The organism is Pseudomonas sp. RIT-To-2 (genome assembly GCF_029623465.1).
GTDB lineage: Bacteria > Pseudomonadota > Gammaproteobacteria > Pseudomonadales > Pseudomonadaceae > Aquipseudomonas > Aquipseudomonas silvicola.
Map to the genome: position 1 here is coordinate 38,117 of NZ_JAPYKM010000025.1, position 18,519 is coordinate 56,635.

General features: G+C 65.0%; 17 protein-coding genes. 8 read left to right on the plus strand and 9 right to left on the minus strand.

All coding sequences use genetic code 11. The features are described 5' to 3' along the window. Nucleotides 1–960: 960 nt before the first annotated feature. Genes QBK88_RS20690 through fepD form a run of 3 tightly spaced genes read right to left on the minus strand, consistent with a single transcriptional unit; the run spans nt 961 to nt 3,736 of the window. Nucleotides 961–1,758, minus strand: coding sequence for an ATP-binding cassette domain-containing protein (locus tag QBK88_RS20690; RefSeq protein WP_277963512.1), 798 nt, complete (start codon nt 1,756–1,758; stop codon nt 961–963). Beyond that, on the minus strand, nt 1,755–2,750 hold the full coding sequence (gene fepG, locus QBK88_RS20695; RefSeq protein ID WP_277963513.1) for an iron-enterobactin ABC transporter permease: 996 nt from the start codon (nt 2,748–2,750) through the stop codon (nt 1,755–1,757). The genes QBK88_RS20690 and fepG overlap by 4 nt, the downstream gene beginning before the upstream one ends. Then, the gene (gene fepD / locus QBK88_RS20700) at nt 2,750–3,736 is read right to left on the minus strand and encodes a Fe(3+)-siderophore ABC transporter permease (RefSeq protein ID WP_268142852.1); all 987 of its coding nucleotides are present in this window, start codon (nt 3,734–3,736) and stop codon (nt 2,750–2,752) included. The genes fepG and fepD overlap by 1 nt, the downstream gene beginning before the upstream one ends. Nucleotides 3,737–3,901: 165 nt before the next feature. Here fepD and entS point away from each other — a divergent pair, with 165 nt between their 5' ends. Beyond that, on the plus strand, nt 3,902–5,143 hold the full coding sequence (entS, locus tag QBK88_RS20705; RefSeq protein ID WP_277963514.1) for an enterobactin transporter EntS: 1,242 nt from the start codon (nt 3,902–3,904) through the stop codon (nt 5,141–5,143). On the opposite strand, the gene fepB is transcribed toward entS, so the two are convergent. Continuing rightward, nucleotides 5,113–6,117 carry a Fe2+-enterobactin ABC transporter substrate-binding protein gene (gene fepB / locus QBK88_RS20710; protein ID WP_277963515.1) on the minus strand — a complete coding sequence of 335 codons (1,005 nt, stop codon included), beginning with the start codon at nt 6,115–6,117 and terminating at the stop codon, nt 5,113–5,115. The genes entS and fepB overlap by 31 nt on opposite strands. 369 nt (nt 6,118–6,486) lie before the next feature. On the opposite strand from fepB, the gene QBK88_RS20715 reads away from it, so the two are divergent. The 4 genes from QBK88_RS20715 to dhbA are packed head-to-tail and all read left to right on the plus strand — an operon-like array spanning nt 6,487 to nt 10,980. Continuing rightward, on the plus strand, nt 6,487–7,677 hold the full coding sequence (locus QBK88_RS20715; protein ID WP_277963516.1) for an isochorismate synthase: 1,191 nt from the start codon (nt 6,487–6,489) through the stop codon (nt 7,675–7,677). After that, nucleotides 7,677–9,299 carry a (2,3-dihydroxybenzoyl)adenylate synthase gene (locus QBK88_RS20720; RefSeq protein ID WP_277963517.1) on the plus strand — a complete coding sequence of 541 codons (1,623 nt, stop codon included), beginning with the start codon at nt 7,677–7,679 and terminating at the stop codon, nt 9,297–9,299. The genes QBK88_RS20715 and QBK88_RS20720 overlap by 1 nt, the downstream gene beginning before the upstream one ends. Nucleotides 9,300–9,308: 9 nt before the next feature. After that, nucleotides 9,309–10,175 (plus strand): isochorismatase family protein, encoded by an 867-nt coding sequence (locus QBK88_RS20725; RefSeq protein WP_268142839.1) that lies wholly within the window; start codon nt 9,309–9,311, stop codon nt 10,173–10,175. 49 nt (nt 10,176–10,224) lie between these two features. Then, nucleotides 10,225–10,980, plus strand: a complete 756-nt coding sequence (gene dhbA, locus QBK88_RS20730) for a 2,3-dihydro-2,3-dihydroxybenzoate dehydrogenase (RefSeq protein WP_445764970.1) — start codon at nt 10,225–10,227, stop codon at nt 10,978–10,980. 90 nt (nt 10,981–11,070) lie between these two features. Here dhbA and copM read toward each other — a convergent pair whose 3' ends face one another. Next, complete coding sequence (copM, locus tag QBK88_RS20735; protein WP_268142836.1) at nt 11,071–11,397, minus strand: CopM family metallochaperone; 327 nt, start codon at nt 11,395–11,397, stop codon at nt 11,071–11,073. Nucleotides 11,398–11,580: 183 nt separating this feature from the next. On the opposite strand from copM, the gene QBK88_RS20740 reads away from it, so the two are divergent. Continuing rightward, nucleotides 11,581–12,327, plus strand: coding sequence for an EcsC family protein (locus QBK88_RS20740; protein ID WP_277963518.1), 747 nt, complete (start codon nt 11,581–11,583; stop codon nt 12,325–12,327). Nucleotides 12,328–12,333: 6 nt separating this feature from the next. On the opposite strand, the gene QBK88_RS20745 is transcribed toward QBK88_RS20740, so the two are convergent. Next, nucleotides 12,334–13,134, minus strand: a complete 801-nt coding sequence (locus tag QBK88_RS20745) for a helix-turn-helix domain-containing protein (RefSeq protein WP_445764972.1) — start codon at nt 13,132–13,134, stop codon at nt 12,334–12,336. 96 nt (nt 13,135–13,230) lie between these two features. On the opposite strand from QBK88_RS20745, the gene QBK88_RS20750 reads away from it, so the two are divergent. Both QBK88_RS20750 and QBK88_RS20755 read left to right on the plus strand, forming a co-directional pair. After that, the gene (locus QBK88_RS20750; RefSeq protein WP_277963520.1) at nt 13,231–14,193 is read left to right on the plus strand and encodes a threonine dehydratase; all 963 of its coding nucleotides are present in this window, start codon (nt 13,231–13,233) and stop codon (nt 14,191–14,193) included. Nucleotides 14,194–14,325: 132 nt separating this feature from the next. Further along, nucleotides 14,326–14,943: a flavin reductase family protein gene (locus QBK88_RS20755; RefSeq protein ID WP_277963521.1), complete on the plus strand. Its 618-nt coding sequence runs from the start codon at nt 14,326–14,328 to the stop codon at nt 14,941–14,943. 58 nt (nt 14,944–15,001) lie between these two features. On the opposite strand, the gene QBK88_RS20760 is transcribed toward QBK88_RS20755, so the two are convergent. From QBK88_RS20760 to QBK88_RS20770, 3 genes are all read right to left on the minus strand, one after another. Continuing rightward, the gene (locus QBK88_RS20760) at nt 15,002–16,282 is read right to left on the minus strand and encodes an MFS transporter (RefSeq protein WP_277963522.1); all 1,281 of its coding nucleotides are present in this window, start codon (nt 16,280–16,282) and stop codon (nt 15,002–15,004) included. Between the two features lie 10 nt (nt 16,283–16,292). Continuing rightward, nucleotides 16,293–17,480, minus strand: coding sequence for a M20 aminoacylase family protein (locus tag QBK88_RS20765; RefSeq protein WP_277963523.1), 1,188 nt, complete (start codon nt 17,478–17,480; stop codon nt 16,293–16,295). A gap of 93 nt (nt 17,481–17,573) precedes the next feature. Beyond that, entirely contained in the window at nt 17,574–18,467 is an 894-nt protein-coding gene (locus QBK88_RS20770) for a LysR substrate-binding domain-containing protein (protein ID WP_277963524.1), read from the minus strand. Between the last annotated feature and the right edge of the window lie 52 nt (nt 18,468–18,519).

Consider the following 18,519-nt stretch of genomic DNA (forward strand, 5'->3'; position numbering starts at 1 on the left):
GACGTAGGAGCAGAGCTTGCTCGCGAAGCGCCGCGCGGGCGGCGCACGGTCTCAAGGGCGCTGGAAACCTTGAGCCATGCACCTGGCGGCCTTGATACGGTTTCAAGCCGGAAAAACAGGGCGGTCGAGGCAATCCCACAGACATAACTGGCCCGAAACAGATGTAGGAGCAGAGCTTGCTCGCGAAGCGCCGCGCGGGCGGCGCGCGGTCTCAAGGGCGCTGGAGAAACCCGGGCCATGCACCTAGAGGCCATGATGCGGTTTCATGACAGGCTTTTAGGGCCCCACCGGAGATCTCATCATGGCCACCAAGCGCTAGTCGATGGTGTTGTAGCGCCCTTGAGACCGTGCGCCGCCCGCGCGGCGCTTCGCGAGCAAGCTCTGCTCCTACGTTTGTTTCGGGCCAGTTATGCCTGTGCCATTGCCTGGACCGCCTTGTTTGTTTGGCTTGGGATCGGGTTAGGGCCGCCAGGTGCATGGCTGGATGCTTCTGGCGCCCTCGAGACCGTGCGCCGCCCGCGCGGCGCTTCGCGAGCAAGGGCTCGGCGCCCCCCCCCGCTCCTACATCTGTTTCGGGCCAGTTATGTCTGTGCCATTGCCTGGACCGCCTTGTTGGTTTGGCTGGGGATTGGGTCAGGGCCGCCAGGTGCATGGCTTGGGTTTCTCCAGCGCCCTTGAGACCGTGCGCCGCCCGCGCGGCGCTTCGCGAGCAAGCTCTGCTCCTACATCTATTTCGGGCCAGTTATGTCTGTGGGATTGCCTCGACCGCCTTGTTTTTCCGGCGTGAAACCGTATCAAGGCCGCTAGGTGCAGGGCTCGGGTTTCTCCAGCGCTCTTGAGACCGTGCGCCGCCCGCGCGGCGCTTCGCGAGCAAGGGCTCGGCGCCCCCCTCGCTCCTACATCTGTTTCGGGCCAGTTCCTCGACCGCCTTGAAACCGCCTCATGGGCTCGACTTCACCTTCACCGCCCCACCGGCACAATCATCGGGGTACCCGCTACCGGGTCTTCGATGATGACGCACGCCAGGCCGTACACGGCCTGAATCAGCGCCGGGGTGACGATGTCCTTCGGTGCGCCGCTGGCGAGTACCTTGCCGTCGCGCATGGCGATCAGGTGCGTGGCATAGCGACACGCATGGTTGAGGTCGTGCAATACCACCACCAGGGTGTGCCCACGGTCTCGGTTCAACTCGCGCATCAGTTCCAGCAGGTCGATCTGGTGGGCGATGTCTAGCCAGGTGGTGGGCTCGTCCATCAGCACCAAAGGGGTTTCCTGGGCCAGCACCATGGCGATCCACACACGCTGGCGCTGGCCGCCGGACAGGGTGTCCACGGGTTTGTCCGCCAGCTGGGCTACCCCGGTGGCCGTCATGGCTTGCTGCACGGCGCGTTCATCGTCGGCATGCCAGCGGCTGAACAGCCCCTGATGAGGGTAACGACCGCGCGCCACCAGGTCGCGCACCAGAATATCAGCCGGTGCCGTGGAGCTTTGCGGCAGCAGGCTCAGGCACCGGGCCACTTCCTTGGTGGGGTAGCGGCTGATGGCCTGGCCGTCCAGCCATACCTGGCCGGCACTGGGCTGCAGCAGCCGGCTCAGGGTGCGCAGCAAGGTCGACTTGCCGCAGGCGTTGGGGCCGATGATCACCGTCAGTTCGCCGTCGGGAATGTGCACCGACAGGTCGCGGGCGACGATCTTGTCGTCGTAGCCCAGGGTCAATTGCTCGGCCCACAGGCGCGAAGGTACAGGCAGGGCGCTCATCGCTTGCGTGTTTCCCGAATCAGAAGGCCAATCAGGTAAAGCCCGCCCAGGCTGACGGTGATCAGCCCGACGTGCAGTTGATAGGGCAGGAACAGCCGTTGCGCGGCCAGGTCGGCGGCCATCAGCAGCAGTGCGCCGGTGAGCGCCGCCATGGGCAGTGCCAGGCGCTGGCTGGGGCTTATGCGCCGGGCGATCTGTGGCGCCGCAAGGGCCACGAAACTGATGGGCCCGGCAATGGCGGTGGCGGCAGCGGTGAGCACCACGCCCAGCATCAGCAACACCAGGCGCGAACGCTCCACCGGCACGCCCAGGGCGCTGGCCGTGTCATCGCCCATTTCCAGCAGGCGCAGGCGCAGGCTCAGGGCCAGGCTGGCCACCAGTGCCACGGCAATGCACAGCAGCGCCGGCACGGCCTTGGCCCAGGTCATGCCGTTGAGGCTGCCAGCATTCCACAGGCCAGCCGACAACGTGGCTTCCAGCGAGCCATTGACCAGCACCCAGGTGTTGAATGACACCAGCAAGGCACGTACCCCCAGCGCCACGATGATCAGCCTCAAGGTGCTGATGCCATTGCACCAGGCCAGCCGATACACCGCCAGCGCTGTGATCAGGCCGCCGAGCAATGCGGCGGAGGCGGTCCCCAGCGTGTTGCCCGGAAACAGCACCAGCGCCACCAGCACGCCACTGTAGGCGCCCGTGTTGAAGCCCATGATATCGGGGCTGCCCAGGGGGTTGCGCATCAGTGACTGGAAGATCGCACCGCTGACCCCCAGTGCCGCGCCCAGCACCAGCGCGGTGGCCACCCTGGGCAGGCGCCATTGCAGCACGACCAGTTGCGTGCCCTGGGGGCCAGCGCCGCGCAACGCGTCCATGACCTGGCCCAGGCCCAGGGTCAGGCTGCCGCTGGCCAGGGCCCAGGTACCCAGCGCCAGGCACAGCAGGGCCAGCGCGGTCGCAGTCGTGACTGGGCGGTGCTCGCGCAGGGTGTTCATCACTGCCCTCCCAGGCGTTGGCGCCGGGCAAGGACAATCAGCACCGGCGCGCCAATGAAGGCGGTCATCACCGATACACGCATTTCGCTGACGGCGATCACCCGGCCCAGGCTGTCGGCCAGCAACAGCAGGGCAGGGGTCAGCAACAGAATGAAGGGCAATTGCCGGCCATGGCCGGGGCCCGCCAGCCAGCGCGCCAGGTGCGGCATCATCAGGCCCACGAAGGCGATCGGGCCGACCGCGGCGGTGGCCGAGCCACACAGCAGGGTAATGGCCAGCAACCCCAGCAACTGCGTGCGCAACACCCGCGTGCCGAGTGCCGCGGCCATGTCCAGGCCCATCCCCAGGCTGTCCAGGGCGCGGCTCAGGGCCAGGGCCAGCAGCACGCCGAGACCTATCGGCCACGCGGCAGCCTTGATGAGTTCAAGGTTGCGTACGTCCAGCGACCCGGCCTGCCAGTAGCGGACCTGGTCGAACACCAGCGGGTTGAGCAGGGTAATGCCCGAGCTGATGCCTTCCAGCACCGCCGTCAGGGCCACGCCCATCAGGGTCAGGCGCATGGGGCTGATACGCCCGCCACCGGTGAAGCCGCTGAGGGTCACCAGCAGGTTGGCCAGCAGCGCGCCGACCACCGCGCACACCACGTACTGGTCAGGGCCATTGACCCCCAGCCAGCTCATGCCTGCCACCAGGGCAAAGCTGGCGCCGGCATTGATGCCCAGAATGCCCGGGTCGGCCAGGGGGTTGCGGGTCAGGGTCTGCATCAGCGCCCCGGCTACCCCGAGCGCAGCGCCGGCCAGCAGCCCGGCCAGGGTACGGGGCAAGCGCGCGTCGGTGATGATGATGCAATCGGGGCTGGTGCAGTGGCCACCGAGGGCGTCGAACACCTGGGAGAGGGGCGCGTAGTGGGCGCCCACCTGCAGGCTGGCGAGAATGGCGGCCAACAAGGCCAGGGCGGCGGTCATCAACCGCAACGGGAAGCTCATGGCTGGCAGCGCCGGGTGGGTGCGAACATCATTTCTCGCCTGGCTGTGTATCGATACAAATACGAAGCATTCTTTTATGCACTCGATTAGCGAATGCTATCATGCGGGCCGCCCGATAGGTAGTGTGCCTATCGTGGCGCACTGCCCAATTGCCACGAGGGACCCATGGCTAGACCATCTGTATTTATCAACCTGAGCCTGCTCAAAAGTCACCCCGCATTTCGCGCGGTGTTCCTGGCGCGGCTGATCTCGCTGATTTCCCTGGGCCTCTTGGCCATCGCCATGCCGGTGCAGATCCAGGCCCTGACCCATTCGCCGATTCAGGTGGGGCTGGCGGTGACGCTGGCCGGCACCGGCATGTTCGTCGGCTTGATGCTGGGCGGCGTACTGGCTGACCGGCACGAGCGCCGTCGACTGATCCTGCTGGCGCGCTCCACCTGTGGCGTGGCCTTTGTGGGGCTGTGCCTCAACGCGCTGTTGCCGCAACCCTCGTTGCTGGCCATCTACGGCCTGGCGCTGTGGGACGGCTTTTTCGGCGCCATCGGCGTCACCGCACTGCTGGCCGCCACGCCTGCCCTGGTGGGCCGCGAGCACATGGTGCAGGCGGGGGCCATCAGCATGCTCACCGTGCGCCTTGGCTCGATCCTGTCGCCGCTGCTGGGCGGGCTGCTGATCGCCTTCGGTGGCGTGGCTTGGAACTACGGCCTGGCGGCCCTGGGCACGCTGGTCACCGTGCTGTTGTTACTGCGCTTGCCCAGCCTGCCGCCGCCACCGGTACCCCGTGAGCACCCGCTGCGCGCACTGGCCACCGGTATCGGCTTTCTGTTCCAGAACCGCGTGGTGGGTACCGTGGCGTTGATTGGGGGGTTGCTGACCCTGGCCAGCGCGGTGCGTGTGCTGTACCCGGCGCTGGGCAGCGACTGGCACCTGAACGCCATGCAACTGGGCTTCATGTATGCCGCCACGCCCCTGGGCGCGGCCATCGGTGCCATCACCAGTGGGCGCCTGGCGGCAACGCCGCGGCCTGGACAGCGGATGATCGCGAGCGCGGTCCTGGCCTTCGCTGCCATCGCCCTGTTCAGCGTGATGCCGGCGTTCTGGCTGGCGCTGCTGTGCCTGGCCGGTTTCGGCTACCTGAGTGCGGTGAATGCGCTGTTGCAGTACGCCCTGATCCAGGCCCAGACCCCCGACCACTTGCTGGGGCGGGTCAATGGCCTGTGGACCGCGCAGAACGTCAGCGGCGATGCGCTGGGCGCAGCGCTGCTGGGGGGCTTGGGCTCATGGTTGTTGCCGGCGCCCGCTGCCATGGCCTTCGGCCTGGCGGCGGTCGCCGTGGGGCTGGTGCTGGCGCTGACCATGCGCCAGCTGCGTCATGTTCAGTTCGACGCGGTGGCGGCTGGCGCCTGAGTGCCGGGCTTGCCGAACTGTGCCTGCAGGCGGTCCAGCAAGTGGCTGGCGCTGTAGTAGTCCAGGCGGAAGGTGTCGGCGCCCAGCGCGTATACGCGTTGGCTGCCCACGGCCGGCAGGTGGGCCAGCAGGGTGTTGCCCAGCACGGCCTGGGTGTCGGCCGGCTCGGCGGCGAACATCAGGAAGGTCTGCCCGGTCAGCGCATCCGCCATGTGCTCGCCGCCGGCCTGGATGATGTCCTTGCGCTTGCCCATGGTCTGGTTGCTGGCCACGGCCGGTGACGGGCTGGCCAACTGGAAGCCCAGTTGTTCCAGCAGTTGGCCTTGGGACGATTCACGGGTCCACACGTTGGCCTGGCGCGCTGCCGGGTTGTAGACGAACGCCGATACCGGCTGGGGCGGCAGGGTCAGGTCCTTGCGCACCTGGGCCTGGCGGTCGGCGAAGGCCTTGATCAGTGCCTGGGCCTGGCCTTCATGGCCAGTCGCCTGGCCCAGCAGTCGCTCCACGTCTTGCCAACTCTTGTCGTCATAGTTGACCACCAGGGTCGGGGCGATGGCCGACAGCTGGTCATACAGCGCCATGGCCGAGTCGCCACCGGTGGCACTGATCAGGATCAGGTCGGGTGCGGCCATGGCCACCGATTCGGCATTGGCCTCGCCGATGTACAGGCGCTGTACATTGCGCGCCTTGGCGATGGCGCCCCATTGGCGCAGGTAACCCTGGTCGTCGGCGACGCGGTTGTTGGGCACGGTGGCGCCGCTGGCCACCACGGGAGCATCAATGGCCAGCAACGCGCCGGTCAGGGTCACGCTGGTGGACACAATGCGCTTGGGCGCATGGTCCAGGACCACGCTGCCGTGTTCACCGCTGACGGTGCGTGGCCAGCTGGCGTCGGCCTGGGCCAGCAACGGGAGGCAGGCGGCCAACAGGCACAGGCCGGCGCGCAGGGAAGGGAAGGGCAGGCGAAGGGTCATGGCAGGTAACGTCCCTGAGAGAGAATAATTCCCATTTTTATCAATGGGCTGCAGGTCTGCAAGCAGAAGTGTGTGTGAGCCGGTAACATTAATGATACATATTTGCAGTGAGCTGGGCATTGCCCAGGGGACCGGGCGCGGTCTGGGAAGGGATCACTGCACCTTGGCGAGAGCATGACGATGCAGCGGCACCCGGTCCCGCAGGGCCATGAGGGGCGCCTGTGGCACATTGACAGTGACTGTACCAACGCTGAAGCGCTGAGGAATGGCCATTTGCCTGCGGGCGACGTCGCGTTGACAAGTGGAATCGCTATCCATAACCTGAACATTATTGATAGCAATTCTCATTCATTTACATGAGGCGACGTCATGACGACACACCAAAAGGAACACGAGCGATACCGCACTGCTGACACCAGCGCCCAGCCGGCTCAATTCCTTTTCCGCACTGGCCCGCGCAGCCTGCGTGCCCAGGGCATCTTCACCCGCATCACCACCCCCGCCGGCAATGGTGGCGTCAGCTCCAGCACTTTCCTGGCCGAAGTGGGCGCCGCCCTTGAGCAAGCGCGTCGCGCCGGTATCGACAACCCCATCGTGATGGGCGCCATTCCTTTCGACACCCATCAGCCCTCGTGCCTGTACGTACCCCGTGAACATTCATGGAGCGAAGCGCCGCTGGCAGACGCTGGCCAGGGCCAGGCCCATCGCCCCCAGGTGCATGCCCAGCGCAGCATTCCCGATGAAGCCGGCTTCAAGGCGGCGGTTACCCAGGCCATCGCCAACTTCCGCACCAGCAGCATTCGCAAGGCGGTGCTGTCACGCCAGCTGGAAGTACAGTTGGCCGAGCCGGCCGATGTCGAGCAGATCCTCGCCAACCTGGCCGCGCAGAACCGCTCCGGCTATCACTTCCGGGTGCCCATGGCCGACGGCGGCGAACTGATCGGGGTCAGCCCTGAGTTGTTGGTGCGCAAGCAGGGCGATCAGGTGTTCACCAACCCGCTGGCCGGCTCGGCCAAGCGCCGTGCCGATGCCACCGAAGACCGTGAAGTGGGTGAGGCTCTGCTGGTGTCCGAGAAAGACCAGTACGAACACCGCCTGGTGATCGACGACATTCGCCACGTGCTTGAGCCTGTGTGCCGCGCACTGGACGTGCCCGCGGGCCCGTCGCTGTTGAGCACGGCAGCCATGTGGCACCTGTCCACGGCCTTGGAAGGCACGCTGCGTGACCCGCAGACGTCCGTGCTGCAACTGGCTTGCCAGATACACCCCACACCCGCCGTGTGCGGCGCCCCGACGCAATTGGCGCGCAAGCTCATCGACCTGTGCGAACCCGCCGACCGTGGTCTGTTCGCCGGGATGGTCGGTTGGTGCGACAGCCATGGCAACGGTGAATGGGTAGTGACCATTCGCTGCGGTACGGTGCACCACGACCGTATTCGCCTGTTCGCCGGCGCTGGCATTGTCGAGGCTTCGTGCCCCGAGTCGGAATGGAAGGAAACCCAGGCCAAGCTTGGCACCATGCTGGCCGCCTGTGGCCTTGACGCCAAGGTAGGTGCCTGATGAGTATCGCTTTCACTGCCTGGCCCGATGACCTGGCGGCCCATTACCGCGCCCAGGGCTACTGGCTCGACCGCCCGATGACCGACATCCTCGCTGACCAGGTGCAGGCGCGTCCCGAGGCCCCGGCGATCATCTGCGGCGAACGCACCCTGAGTTACGCCGAGCTGGACCGCCAGTCCAGCCACCTGGCCGCGCACCTGCACTCGGCCGGCCTGCGCCGTCATGACACGGCCCTGGTGCAACTGCCCAACGTCGCCGAGTTCTACGTCAGCTTCTTTGCCCTGTTGAAGCTGGGCGTAGTGCCGGTCAACGCATTGTTCAGCCATCAGCGCCAGGAGATGCTGGCCTATGCCCGGCAGATCCAGCCGCGCCTGTTGATCGCCTCCCGCCGCCATGGCCTGTTCGCCAATGAGAACTTCCTGGCTGAACTGCGTGATGTTGCACCGACGTTGGCCACCGTGGTGCTGGACGGCGAAGCGGGCGCCAATGTGCTGAGCCTGCAGGACTGCCTGCAACCGCGCCCCGTGCCCTTCGGCGCTACGCCGACCGCGGGCGGTGAGGTGGCTTTCTTCCAACTGTCCGGTGGCAGCACCGGCACCCCGAAGCTGATCCCCCGTACCCACAACGATTACTACTACAGCCTGCGGCGCAGCGTCGAACTGTGCGGGCTGACCCCGGCCACGCGGTTCCTGTGCGCGTTGCCGGCGCCCCACAACTACACCATGAGCTCCCCTGGCGCCCTGGGCGTGTTCATCGCCGGTGGCTGCGTGGTGATGGCCGCCGACCCTGAGCCGCTCAATTGCTTCGCGCTGATCGAGCGCCACGCCATTGACTGGGTACCCCTGGTACCGCCGGCCGTGGCCTTGTGGCTGCGCGCCGCGCCGGAACATCGCCAGCGCCTGGCGAGCCTGAAGGTGCTGCAAGTGGGCGGTGCGAACTTCTCCGAAGCCTTGGCGCGCCGGGTGCCCGAAGAACTGGGCTGCCGGCTGCAACAGGTGTTCGGCATGGCCGAGGGGCTGGTCAACTACACCCGTCTGGACGACGACAGCGACCGGGTGTTCACCACCCAGGGCTGCCCGATGAGCGCCGACGACGAGATCCGCGTGCTGGATGAAGAGGGCCGTGCCGTGCCCTTGGGTGAGCCGGGCATGCTCGCCACCCGTGGCCCCTACACCTTCCGTGGCTACTACCTGGCCCCCGAGCAGAACGCCCAGGTGTTCGATGCCGAAGGTTTCTACTACTCCGGTGACGTGGTTCAGCAGGACGCCGACGGTTACCTGAAAGTGGTAGGGCGGGTGAAAGACGTGATCAACCGCGGCGGTGAAAAGATCGCCGCCGAAGAAGTCGAGAACCTGCTGCTGCACCACCCGGCCGTCACCCACGTGGCCCTGGTGGCCATCCCTGACGAATTGATGGGCGAGAAAAGCTGCGCCTGTGTGGTGGCCAGCGACGCCGCGCTGAAACCGTCGGACCTGCGCAAATACCTGCGTGCCCAGGGCGTGGCTGACTACAAGCTGCCCGACCGCTTCCAGTTCATGGCCGAGCTGCCGCTGACGGCCGTGGGCAAGATCAACAAAAAGCAACTGCGCGACACCTTGCGCACTGCCTTCACCCACGCATAAGGCTTTTCCATGGCTATCCCGAAACTCGCCAGCTACCCCATGCCCACCCCGGACAGCTTCCCGGCCAACAAGGTGTCCTGGAACCTGGACCCTTCCCGCGCCGTGCTGCTGATCCACGACATGCAGGAATACTTCCTGGATTTCTACGGTGAAGGCAGCCCGCTGGTCAAACAGCTGGTGGACAACATCGTCGCCCTGCGTGCCTGGTGCCACGCCCATGGCGTGCCCGTGGTGTACACGGCCCAGCCGTCCGAACAGAGCCCCCAGGACCGCGCGCTGCTCAACGACATGTGGGGCCCCGGCCTGACCACCGCCAGCCGCCAGGTACAGCAAGTGGTAGCACCGCTGCGCCCCGAGCCCCAGGACACCGTGCTGGTGAAATGGCGCTATAGCGCCTTCATCCGCTCGCCCCTGGAGCAAATGATCAAGGAAGGTGGCCGCGACCAGTTGATCGTCTGCGGCGTATACGCCCATATCGGCTGCATGGTCAGCGCCACCGAAGCCTTCATGCGTGATATCCAGCCATTCTTCGTCGGTGATGCCCTGGCAGACTTCTCTGAAGAAGAACACCGCATGGCCCTGCGCTACGTGGCCACCCGCAGCGGTTACGTGATCGCCAACCAGGCCATCATCGGCGCTTCGGCCAAGGCACCGTTGGACCTGGCATGGCTGCTGGCCCAGGTCCAGCCGTTCCTGGACGCCGACGACGGCGAGCCTGAGCCGGACGACAACCTGATGGACTTCGGCCTGGACTCGGTGCAGGTCATGACCCTGATCGGCAACTGGCAGCGCGAAGGCCTGGACGTCAGCTTCGCCGACCTGGCCGCCAAGCCAACGCTGGCTGGCTGGCTGGCCGCGCTGTCGAGCAAACGCTGATCCCTTTTTTCAGCCGCCCGGGCAGGGCGGCCTTTGGCGAGTTTTATTCATGAGTATGCTGGATTTCAGCAACAAATGCGTGTGGGTCACCGGTGCCGGGCAAGGTATCGGTTTGCAGGTGGCCTTGCGCTTCCAGGCCGCGGGTGCCGAAGTGCTCGGTTTCGACCGTGCCTTCAATGAAGCCGAGTACCCGTTCAAGACTGTGCAACTGGACGTTACCGACGCCCACGCCGTCGAGCAGGTCTGCCAGGAAATCCTCGGCCAGCATCCGCGTATCGACGTGCTGGTCAATGGCGCGGGCGTACTGCGCCTGGGCAACAGTGACGAGCTGTCGGTCGCCGATTGGCAGGCCTGCTTCGACGTCAACGTCTCGGGCCCGTTCTACCTGTTCCGCCAACTGGTGCCGGTGTTCAAGGCCCAGGGCAAGGGCGCGGTGGTCAGCATCGCGTCCAACGCCGCGCACGTACCGCGCATGCAGATGGCCGCGTACTGCGCGTCCAAGGCGGCCATGGTGTCGTTGAACAACTGCATTGGCCTGGAGCTGTCGGCCTACGGTGTGCGCTGCAATCTGGTATCGCCGGGCTCCACCGACACCCCGATGCTGCGCGACATGGTCGGCGGCCCTCAGGGTTTCGACCGCCTGGTCGCCGGCTTGCCGGAGCATCACAAACTCGGCATCCCCCTGCGCAAGATCGCCACCGCGGATGAAATCGCCAACGTGGTGCTGTTCCTGGCCTCGGACCTGGCCAGCCATGTGACCATGCAGGACCTGGTAGTCGACGGCGGCGCTACCTTGGCGGCGTGACCCACCCGCGGACCAGGTCGCGTCCCAGGCGCTGCGTTGCATCAGGCACACCGCGTGCATTCCGGCGCGGCCAGGTCCGCTACCGCTGGCTTACTTGGGCTGCTTGGCCAGCCAGGCTTTCATCTGCGCGATCTCGGCATCCTGGGCCTTGATGATGCCTTCGGCGAGCTTGCGGATTTCCGGGTCCTTGCCGTACTTCAGTTCAGTCTTGGCCATGTCTACCGCGCCCTGGTGGTGCGGCAGCATGCCTTGCACGAACAGCACGTCGGGGTTGTCGCTGGTGCTGCCCATGTTCATGTCAGCGGACATGCCGTGGGCGGCATGCTGGTATTCGGCTTTCATGGCCTCGGTGGTGTCGGCGGCGTAGGCGGCGCTGCACAGGCCAGCGGCCAGGATGAAGCTCAAGAGTCGGGTCATGGAAGTGCTCCTGCTGGTAAAAGGGTAAAGGGTAGACCTTGCCACAAGGGGAAGGTCAAGGTGCCACAGGTTTTTTGACTTCCCGGAACGCGCGGCCTGATGCACCGCGACAAGCGGCACAAACGGCCCCGCGTGATGTCGCAAGAGTACCCCTGTGATCACGGCCCCGACGAGTAGCGAACCATGAGCATCCCCGACGAAGACCGCCAGCAACTGCAACTGGCAAAGAACCTGCTGGAGAACCCCGGCTTCGTGGCCAAGGTGACCAACGTCATCGGCATGCCCATCGAGGGCGCGTTGGCGCGCCTGCCCAGAAGCCTGACCTCGCGCATCGCCGGCATTACCCAGTCAGCGTTGCTCAAGGCAGTGGAAGCGGCGGTCTTCACCCTCAAGGACGCGCCGGGGGTGGCAGCCTCGAACCGCTGGCACAAGGCAGGGATCGCAGTCAGTGGCGGGGTAGGGGGCTTCTTCGGCTTCACCGGGCTGGGGGTGGAATTGCCCCTGTCGACCTCGATCATGCTGCGCTCCATTGCCGATATCGCCCGCGCCCATGGTGAACATGTGGACACCGACGAAGCCAAGAGGGCCTGCCTGGCGGTGTTCGCCCTGGGCGGGCGGTCCGCCGGCGATGACGACTCCGAAACCGGCTACTATGCCGTGCGCGCCGCCTTGGCCAAATCGCTGTCCGACGGCTCCATCGTCAAGCTGGTGGCCGCCATCGCCCAGCGTTTCAGTGTGCAGGTCAGCGAGAAAGCCGCGGCCCAGGCCATACCGGCGATTGGCGCGGTGGGTGGAGCGCTGATCAATTTGGCCTTCATCGACCATTTCCAGGACATGGCCCGTGGGCATTTCATCGTCCGCCAACTGGAACGGCGCCATGGCCAGGCGGCGGTGCAGCAGCTTTACCAGGCGCTGCCCCAGCGCGGGTGAGGCGGGTTATTCACGCAGTGCCCGCGGGCTGACGCCCAGGCGTTGGCGGAACAGCGTAGCCATGTGCGCCTGGGAAGCGAAGCCGCAGGCAGGGGCGATGTCGGCCAGGCGCTCGCGCGAACCGCATACCAGCGCCCTGGCCCGGGCCAGGCGGCGGTCGATCAGGTAACTGTGCGGGCTACTGCCGGTGGCCTGCTTGAACGCACGCATGAAATGCCCCTCGGACAGCCCCAGCAGCGCGGCCATGGCCTGCACGCTGAGCGCACCGTCGAGCCCGGCGTCGATGAAATCGTCAAGCATCGCCAGGCGTCGGCTGGTCATGGAGCCACCCTCGGTACCCGGTGCTCCTTGCCCAGCGCTCGCCCGTTGTGCCAACTGCAGCGCCCAGCCTTCCCAGTCGGCGTCTGCCGCGCCCTGCAGCAACGCGCTGCGCAAGCGTCGGGCCAAGTTCATGGCCGCGCGGTCGACTCGGTTGTTGTAAGCCTGCTCACCCCGCAGCGGCAGGCCATCCACGCGGGTCAGGCGCAGGTATTCGCCGCCATGGGCCGAAGCGGAATACACGTCGCACCCCGCTGGCACGAACGCCAGGCCATTGGCAGTGGCCTGGAAGGGCACTACCCGGTCACTGCCAATGGCATGCACCCCGCGCTGGCTATCGAAGGCGAAGCCGATCGCTGCTTCGCTGGCCACGTAGCGGGCTTCATACGGCGCCCCAGGCAGCAATTCGATCGCCCACGGCCCGGCCTCGGCGCGGCGAACCGGTTCGGTGGCAGGTGGCAGGTGCGCTGAGTGATCCATGCCCACCATGGTACGCAATCACGGTGGTCAACGTCAGGTCGGTTTTCTGAAAGCCCAGGCCGCCTGCTGCTCCCTAGACTGAGCGAAAACCCAGGAGACCGCACCATGCATGGCTTGACCCGCGACGACCTCGACAACGCTGCCCGCCAGGTGTACCAGGTGATGCCGGCCACGCCCCAGTATGCCTGGCCACTGCTGGCTGAACGCCTGGGCTGCACGGTGTGGGTCAAGCACGAGAACCATACCCCCACCGGTGCGTTCAAGGTGCGCGGTGGCATCACGTTCCTGCACTGGCTGGTCCAGACCCACCCGCAGCTTCGCGGTATCGTGTCCGCCACCCGTGGCAACCACGGCCAGAGCCTGGCGCTGGCGGCGCGGGCCCATGCTGTGAGGGCGCTGATCGTGGTACCGCTGGGCAACTCGCGGGAAAAGAACGCCGCCATGCGCGCCTTCGGCGCCGAGCTGGTGGAGCACGGCCGCGACTTCGACGAAGCCCGTGAGGAAGCCGCGCGCCTGGCGCGGGAACAAGGGCTGTATCTGGTGCCACCGTACCACCCGGAACTGGTCAAAGGCGTGGCCAGCTACGCGTTGGAACTGTTCAGCGCAGTGCCCGACCTGGATGCCGTCTACGTGCCCATGGGCTGTGGTTCGGGAGTGTGCGCGGTCATCGCCGCCCGCGATGCGCTGGGTTTGAGCACCCAGGTGATCGGTGTGGTGGCCGAGCGGGCGCCAGCAGCGAAGTGGTCCTTCGACAGCGGCCGGTTACAGGAGAGCGCCACGGCCGATACCCTGGCCGATGGCATGGCGGTGCGCCGGCCCGTGTCCGAGGCGTTCGAGGTGTATGCCCAAGGCGCGGCGCGCATCGTCGCGGTCAGCGAGGCGCAGATCGCCGAGGCCATGGCGGTGTACTACACCGACACCCACAACCTGGCGGAAGGTGCGGGCGCCGGCGCCCTGGCGGCGTTGATGCAAGAGCGTGACGCCATGGCCGGGAAACGGGTGGCTGTGGTGCTCAGTGGCGGGAATGTCGATTGGCAGGTGTATACCCAGGCGGTTGGGGGACGCTGAACATCGGCAACCCCGTATTTCATCTCACGGCCATAACCGATACGCTTACCCCTCGCTGCTTGCCCACGCAAGCGCCGTGTTCACCATGGGCGCGCCGTGCGCGCCCTGCACCGGGTAAGAAGGAGCCAGGCGATGCCATCCCCACCATTCTTGGATTTCAACGAGGCACTTGCAGCCGGGCAGATCGTCGCGGTTCCCCTGGAGAAGTCCTACAGGCTGGTCAACCACGGCCCCACCGTTCTGGTGTCTGCCCGCCATGACGGGGTCGAGAATGTCATGGCAGCCGCCTGGGCCTGTGGCCTGGATTTCAGCCCGCCCAAAGTCACCGTGGTCATCGACAAGATAGCCGCCACCCGCGCTCTGATCACTGCCAGCGGCTATTTCGCCCTGCAGGTGCCGAACGTTGCCCAGTTGCAGTTGACCTACGACCTGGGCACCACCAGCCTTGCCGACGACGCCGACAAACTCGCCCACGCCGGCGCCCAGCTGTTTGATGCCCCGGGCCATGACGTGCCGCTGGTCCAGGGCTGCTCGGCGTGGCTGGTGTGCCGTCGTATTCCCGAGGCGCATATCGAAGACGCCTACGACCTGTTCGTGGGTGAAGTCGTGGGGGCGTGGGCCAACCCGCAGGTGTTCGAGGATGGGCATTGGCATTTTGACCGCGCGCAGCCGGCCCTCAGAAGCCTGCATTACATCGCAGGTGGGCAGTTTTATGCGATTGGTGAGGCGCTGACGGCGCAGGTGAAGTAGCGCGCCATCGGCCAGGCTGGGGAGGCGCCGGGGTTATAGGCGCGTCCCCAGGTGGGGTTCACATTGAAGCGGCCTTCAGCAGGTAAGCGCTCTGCTCCTCTTCTGCTGCCAATGCCTGGCGAGTGTGTTCTGGCCGCACCATGCGCAACCCCATCAACCCTGCGGCGACAATGGCGATGCCGAAGCCGGCAAGGGACATCTCGAACCCCCGCACGATGTCGCCGTTGAAATGCGCCACCATCTGCCCGACGATCCAGGGCGCAAGGATGCCCGCGCTCGTCGAGACGCCCAAGTGAATAGCCAACATCGAGCCACGTTTCTGCGGCGGTGCGATGTGAGCCACAATGGCATTGCTGAACGTCGGCAGGATATTGATCAGCACCCCGCCCAGGCAATAGATGGCAATGCTGGATGCCCGGCTGCCGTGATGGAGGACAAGCACCATGTAAGCCACGCCTGCCAGCACTGACGCCACCATCGGGATCGCGACCATGGTGGCTTGAAGGGAGGCACCCCGCAGGGCGGCGCGCCGGGCCAGCAATGAGACAACGATGTTCACCACCAGGATGAGGCTGGTCGCCACCACCGCAAGGTAGCCATTCTCCAACGGGGTGAGCCCATAGCCCTTCTGCATGTACACCGGGATCCAGCTGTAGGCGAGGGCATTGGGCAAGTACCCCAGGAAGCCCAGCAACGTGATCCACACATAGGTACGGTTCAGCAGCAAACGGCGATAGTCGCCTTCCCTGTGCGGGGCCTGCTCGATGGCTGTGCCCCGGTTGCCCTCTGCACCGAACACCATCCATGCTGCCATCCAGATGACGCTTGCGCCGGCCAGCATGAAGTACGCGCCGCGCCAGCCGACCCAGTTGATGGCCAGTGGTAAGCCAATGCCACCTGCCAGCGCCCCGAGCATGATCGCCACCTGGATCAGAGAGGAGGGCACAACCCGGTTCTGCGCATCGAACCATTTGAAACAGGCGTGCTGGGTGACGGCAGTCGCAGGGCCGGTCCCTGCACCCAGGAGCAGGCGCCCGATGACCAGCGCCACCAGCGTCTGGCTGAGCCCCGTGAGCACCTGGGAGGCCATCCAGACAATAGCCATCGCCACCAGGATCCAGCGGGTGGCAATTCGATTCGCCAGAAACCCTACCAATACCCCGCTGATGGAGTACAGACAGTAGAAGGAGCTGCCGATCAACCCAAAGGTAACGGGGCTCAGCTGCAGCTCATCGATGATTTTGGGGCCAGCGAACGCGAAGATGGTTTTATCGACAATGCTCAGCATCATGACCAGCATGAGAAGCACCACCACAACGGAGCGGCGAACAGGGCGCATGAGTCGTTCCTTATCGTGCAGCCAATGACGTTTCTACAAGCTGTGCCCACAGGGTTGCACCGTAGGCGATGGCTTGATCGTTGAAATCAAACCCAGGGTTGTGCACCGAGCAGCCATGGGCCCCTTGTGTGCCATTACCCAGTGCGATGTAGCACCCGGGGCGCTCCTGGAGCATCCAGGCGAAATCTTCGCTCCCCAGGAAACCACTGGGCACGCGCGTCATGATCTGCTCGGCGCCGAATACGTCCCGGGCGACATCAAGCAGGCGCTGTGTGGCCGCCCCGTCATTCATCAGCACCGGTACCAGCCGTTCGTAGTCGATATGGCCTTTTACGCGGTGCGCCGCAGCGACGCCATGGACGGTTTCGCCGATGCGTTGCTCAAGCAGGTCACGGATTTCAGGCTTCGTAGCTCGCACACTCAGGCGCAGCAGTGCTTCGTCCGGAATCACGTTAGGGGCTTCGCCCGCCTGGATGGCGCCCACGGTGATCACGGCAACCTCACTGGCAGGCACATTTCGCGAGACGATGCTTTGCAGCGCACCCACCAGCGCGGCCGCCGCAACGATGGGGTCACGCGTCTTGTGCGGCATGGCGCCATGCCCGCCTTCCCCGGTGAGCGTGATGGTCACGCGGTCCGAAGACGCGGTCAGTGCCCCCTCGCAAATGAGCACATGCCCCAATGGAAGTCCCGGTGCTGTGTGCAGGGCGAACAACGTTTCACAGGGGAAACGATCCAGCAACCCATCGTCCAGCATGGCGCGTGCACCACCCATCAGTTCTTCGGCAGGTTGAAAGATGAGGTTGAGGGTGCCGTTGAACTGACCGTGCTGTGCCAGGTACTTGGCTGCGCAGAGCAGGGTTGCGGTATGCCCGTCATGGCCACAGGCGTGCATTTTTCCTGTGGCGATGCTGCGGTAGCCACAGGTCCCGACTTCATTGATAGGGAGTGCATCCATGTCCGCACGGATGCCGATGGCTGGGGTGGCGCTACCCTTGCGCAGCACCCCTACGACGCCAGTACCGCCAACGCCGCGGTGTACCTCAAAGCCCCATTGCGACAGCAGTTCCGCCACTGTTGAACTGGTGCGCTGTTCCTCGAAACCCAACTCGGGGTGTTGGTGGATGTCCTGGCGAATTCTGGCGAATTCGTCCTGCCAGGCCACGATTTCCGGAATCAGTTTTGCTGGGCTACCCATTGGTCTATCTCCCTGGTTCTGAAGGTAGGCCAGCATGCGGGTTGGGCGTCGGGCTGAGTAATGGTCAATGTTGATTCTGATAGGGGCTGGTTATCAGGCCCCCTTGGAGCGATAAGCCCAGATCAGGTCTTCGACCAGGCTACGTACAGGAGGCGACATCAAGGACGATGGCCGCGAAACTACCGAAATATCCGTGGTTGGAATGTGGTCGTCCAGTTGCAACGGCACCATGTTCTTTCGTATCACGGAAAGATTAAAGGCCCGGTGCGACCACAAGCTCACGGCGTCCAGCGACATCGCCAACTCGGCATACAAAAGCAGGGACGAGCACTCGATGATACGTGCGGGCACGTTGAGTTCACTCTTGCGGAACATGTCCGACGCAACCGACGCATCGATAGGGTCAGGGAGAATCCATTCCTCATCCAGCAGCTCGCTCAACCGCCTGGCGCTGGCTTTCGGATGGCCATCCCGGACGGCGACGGTCATTTCCTGATGGTAAAGATGATGCCAATCGAAGCCTTCCAGCGCTCGGTTCGGCGGCTGGCTGGTCAGGGCGATATCAAGGGTACCCTGGCGCATGCCGGTCATCAGTTGCGCGGGTCGCAGTTCGGTGATCTGCAGATTGACGGTGGGATGACGGCGGCGATACTGCTGGATGCACCTGACGAACTCCTGGGTGGGCGTTACCGGTGCAACCCCGATCGACACACGCCCGCCTAACGCGTCTTTCAGGAAGCTGATTTCCTCTCTCGCCTTGCGGGTTTCCCCTACGATCAGGCGAGCGCGGTCTACCAGACGTTCTCCGTAAGCCGTGACAGTGATGCCACGATTGGAGCGCACCAGAAGGGGGACGCCCAAATCCTCTTCCAGGTCCTTGATGCTTTTGGACAGGGCAGGTTGCGAAATATGCACCACCTTTGCAGCTTCGTGAATACTGCCGCTCTCTGCTATTGCCAGTAATGCTCGTAACTGGTGAAGCTTCATGTAGAAAATCCTTCCTTGTTCAACGCTTGACTCAGTTGTAACTGAAGCAGCA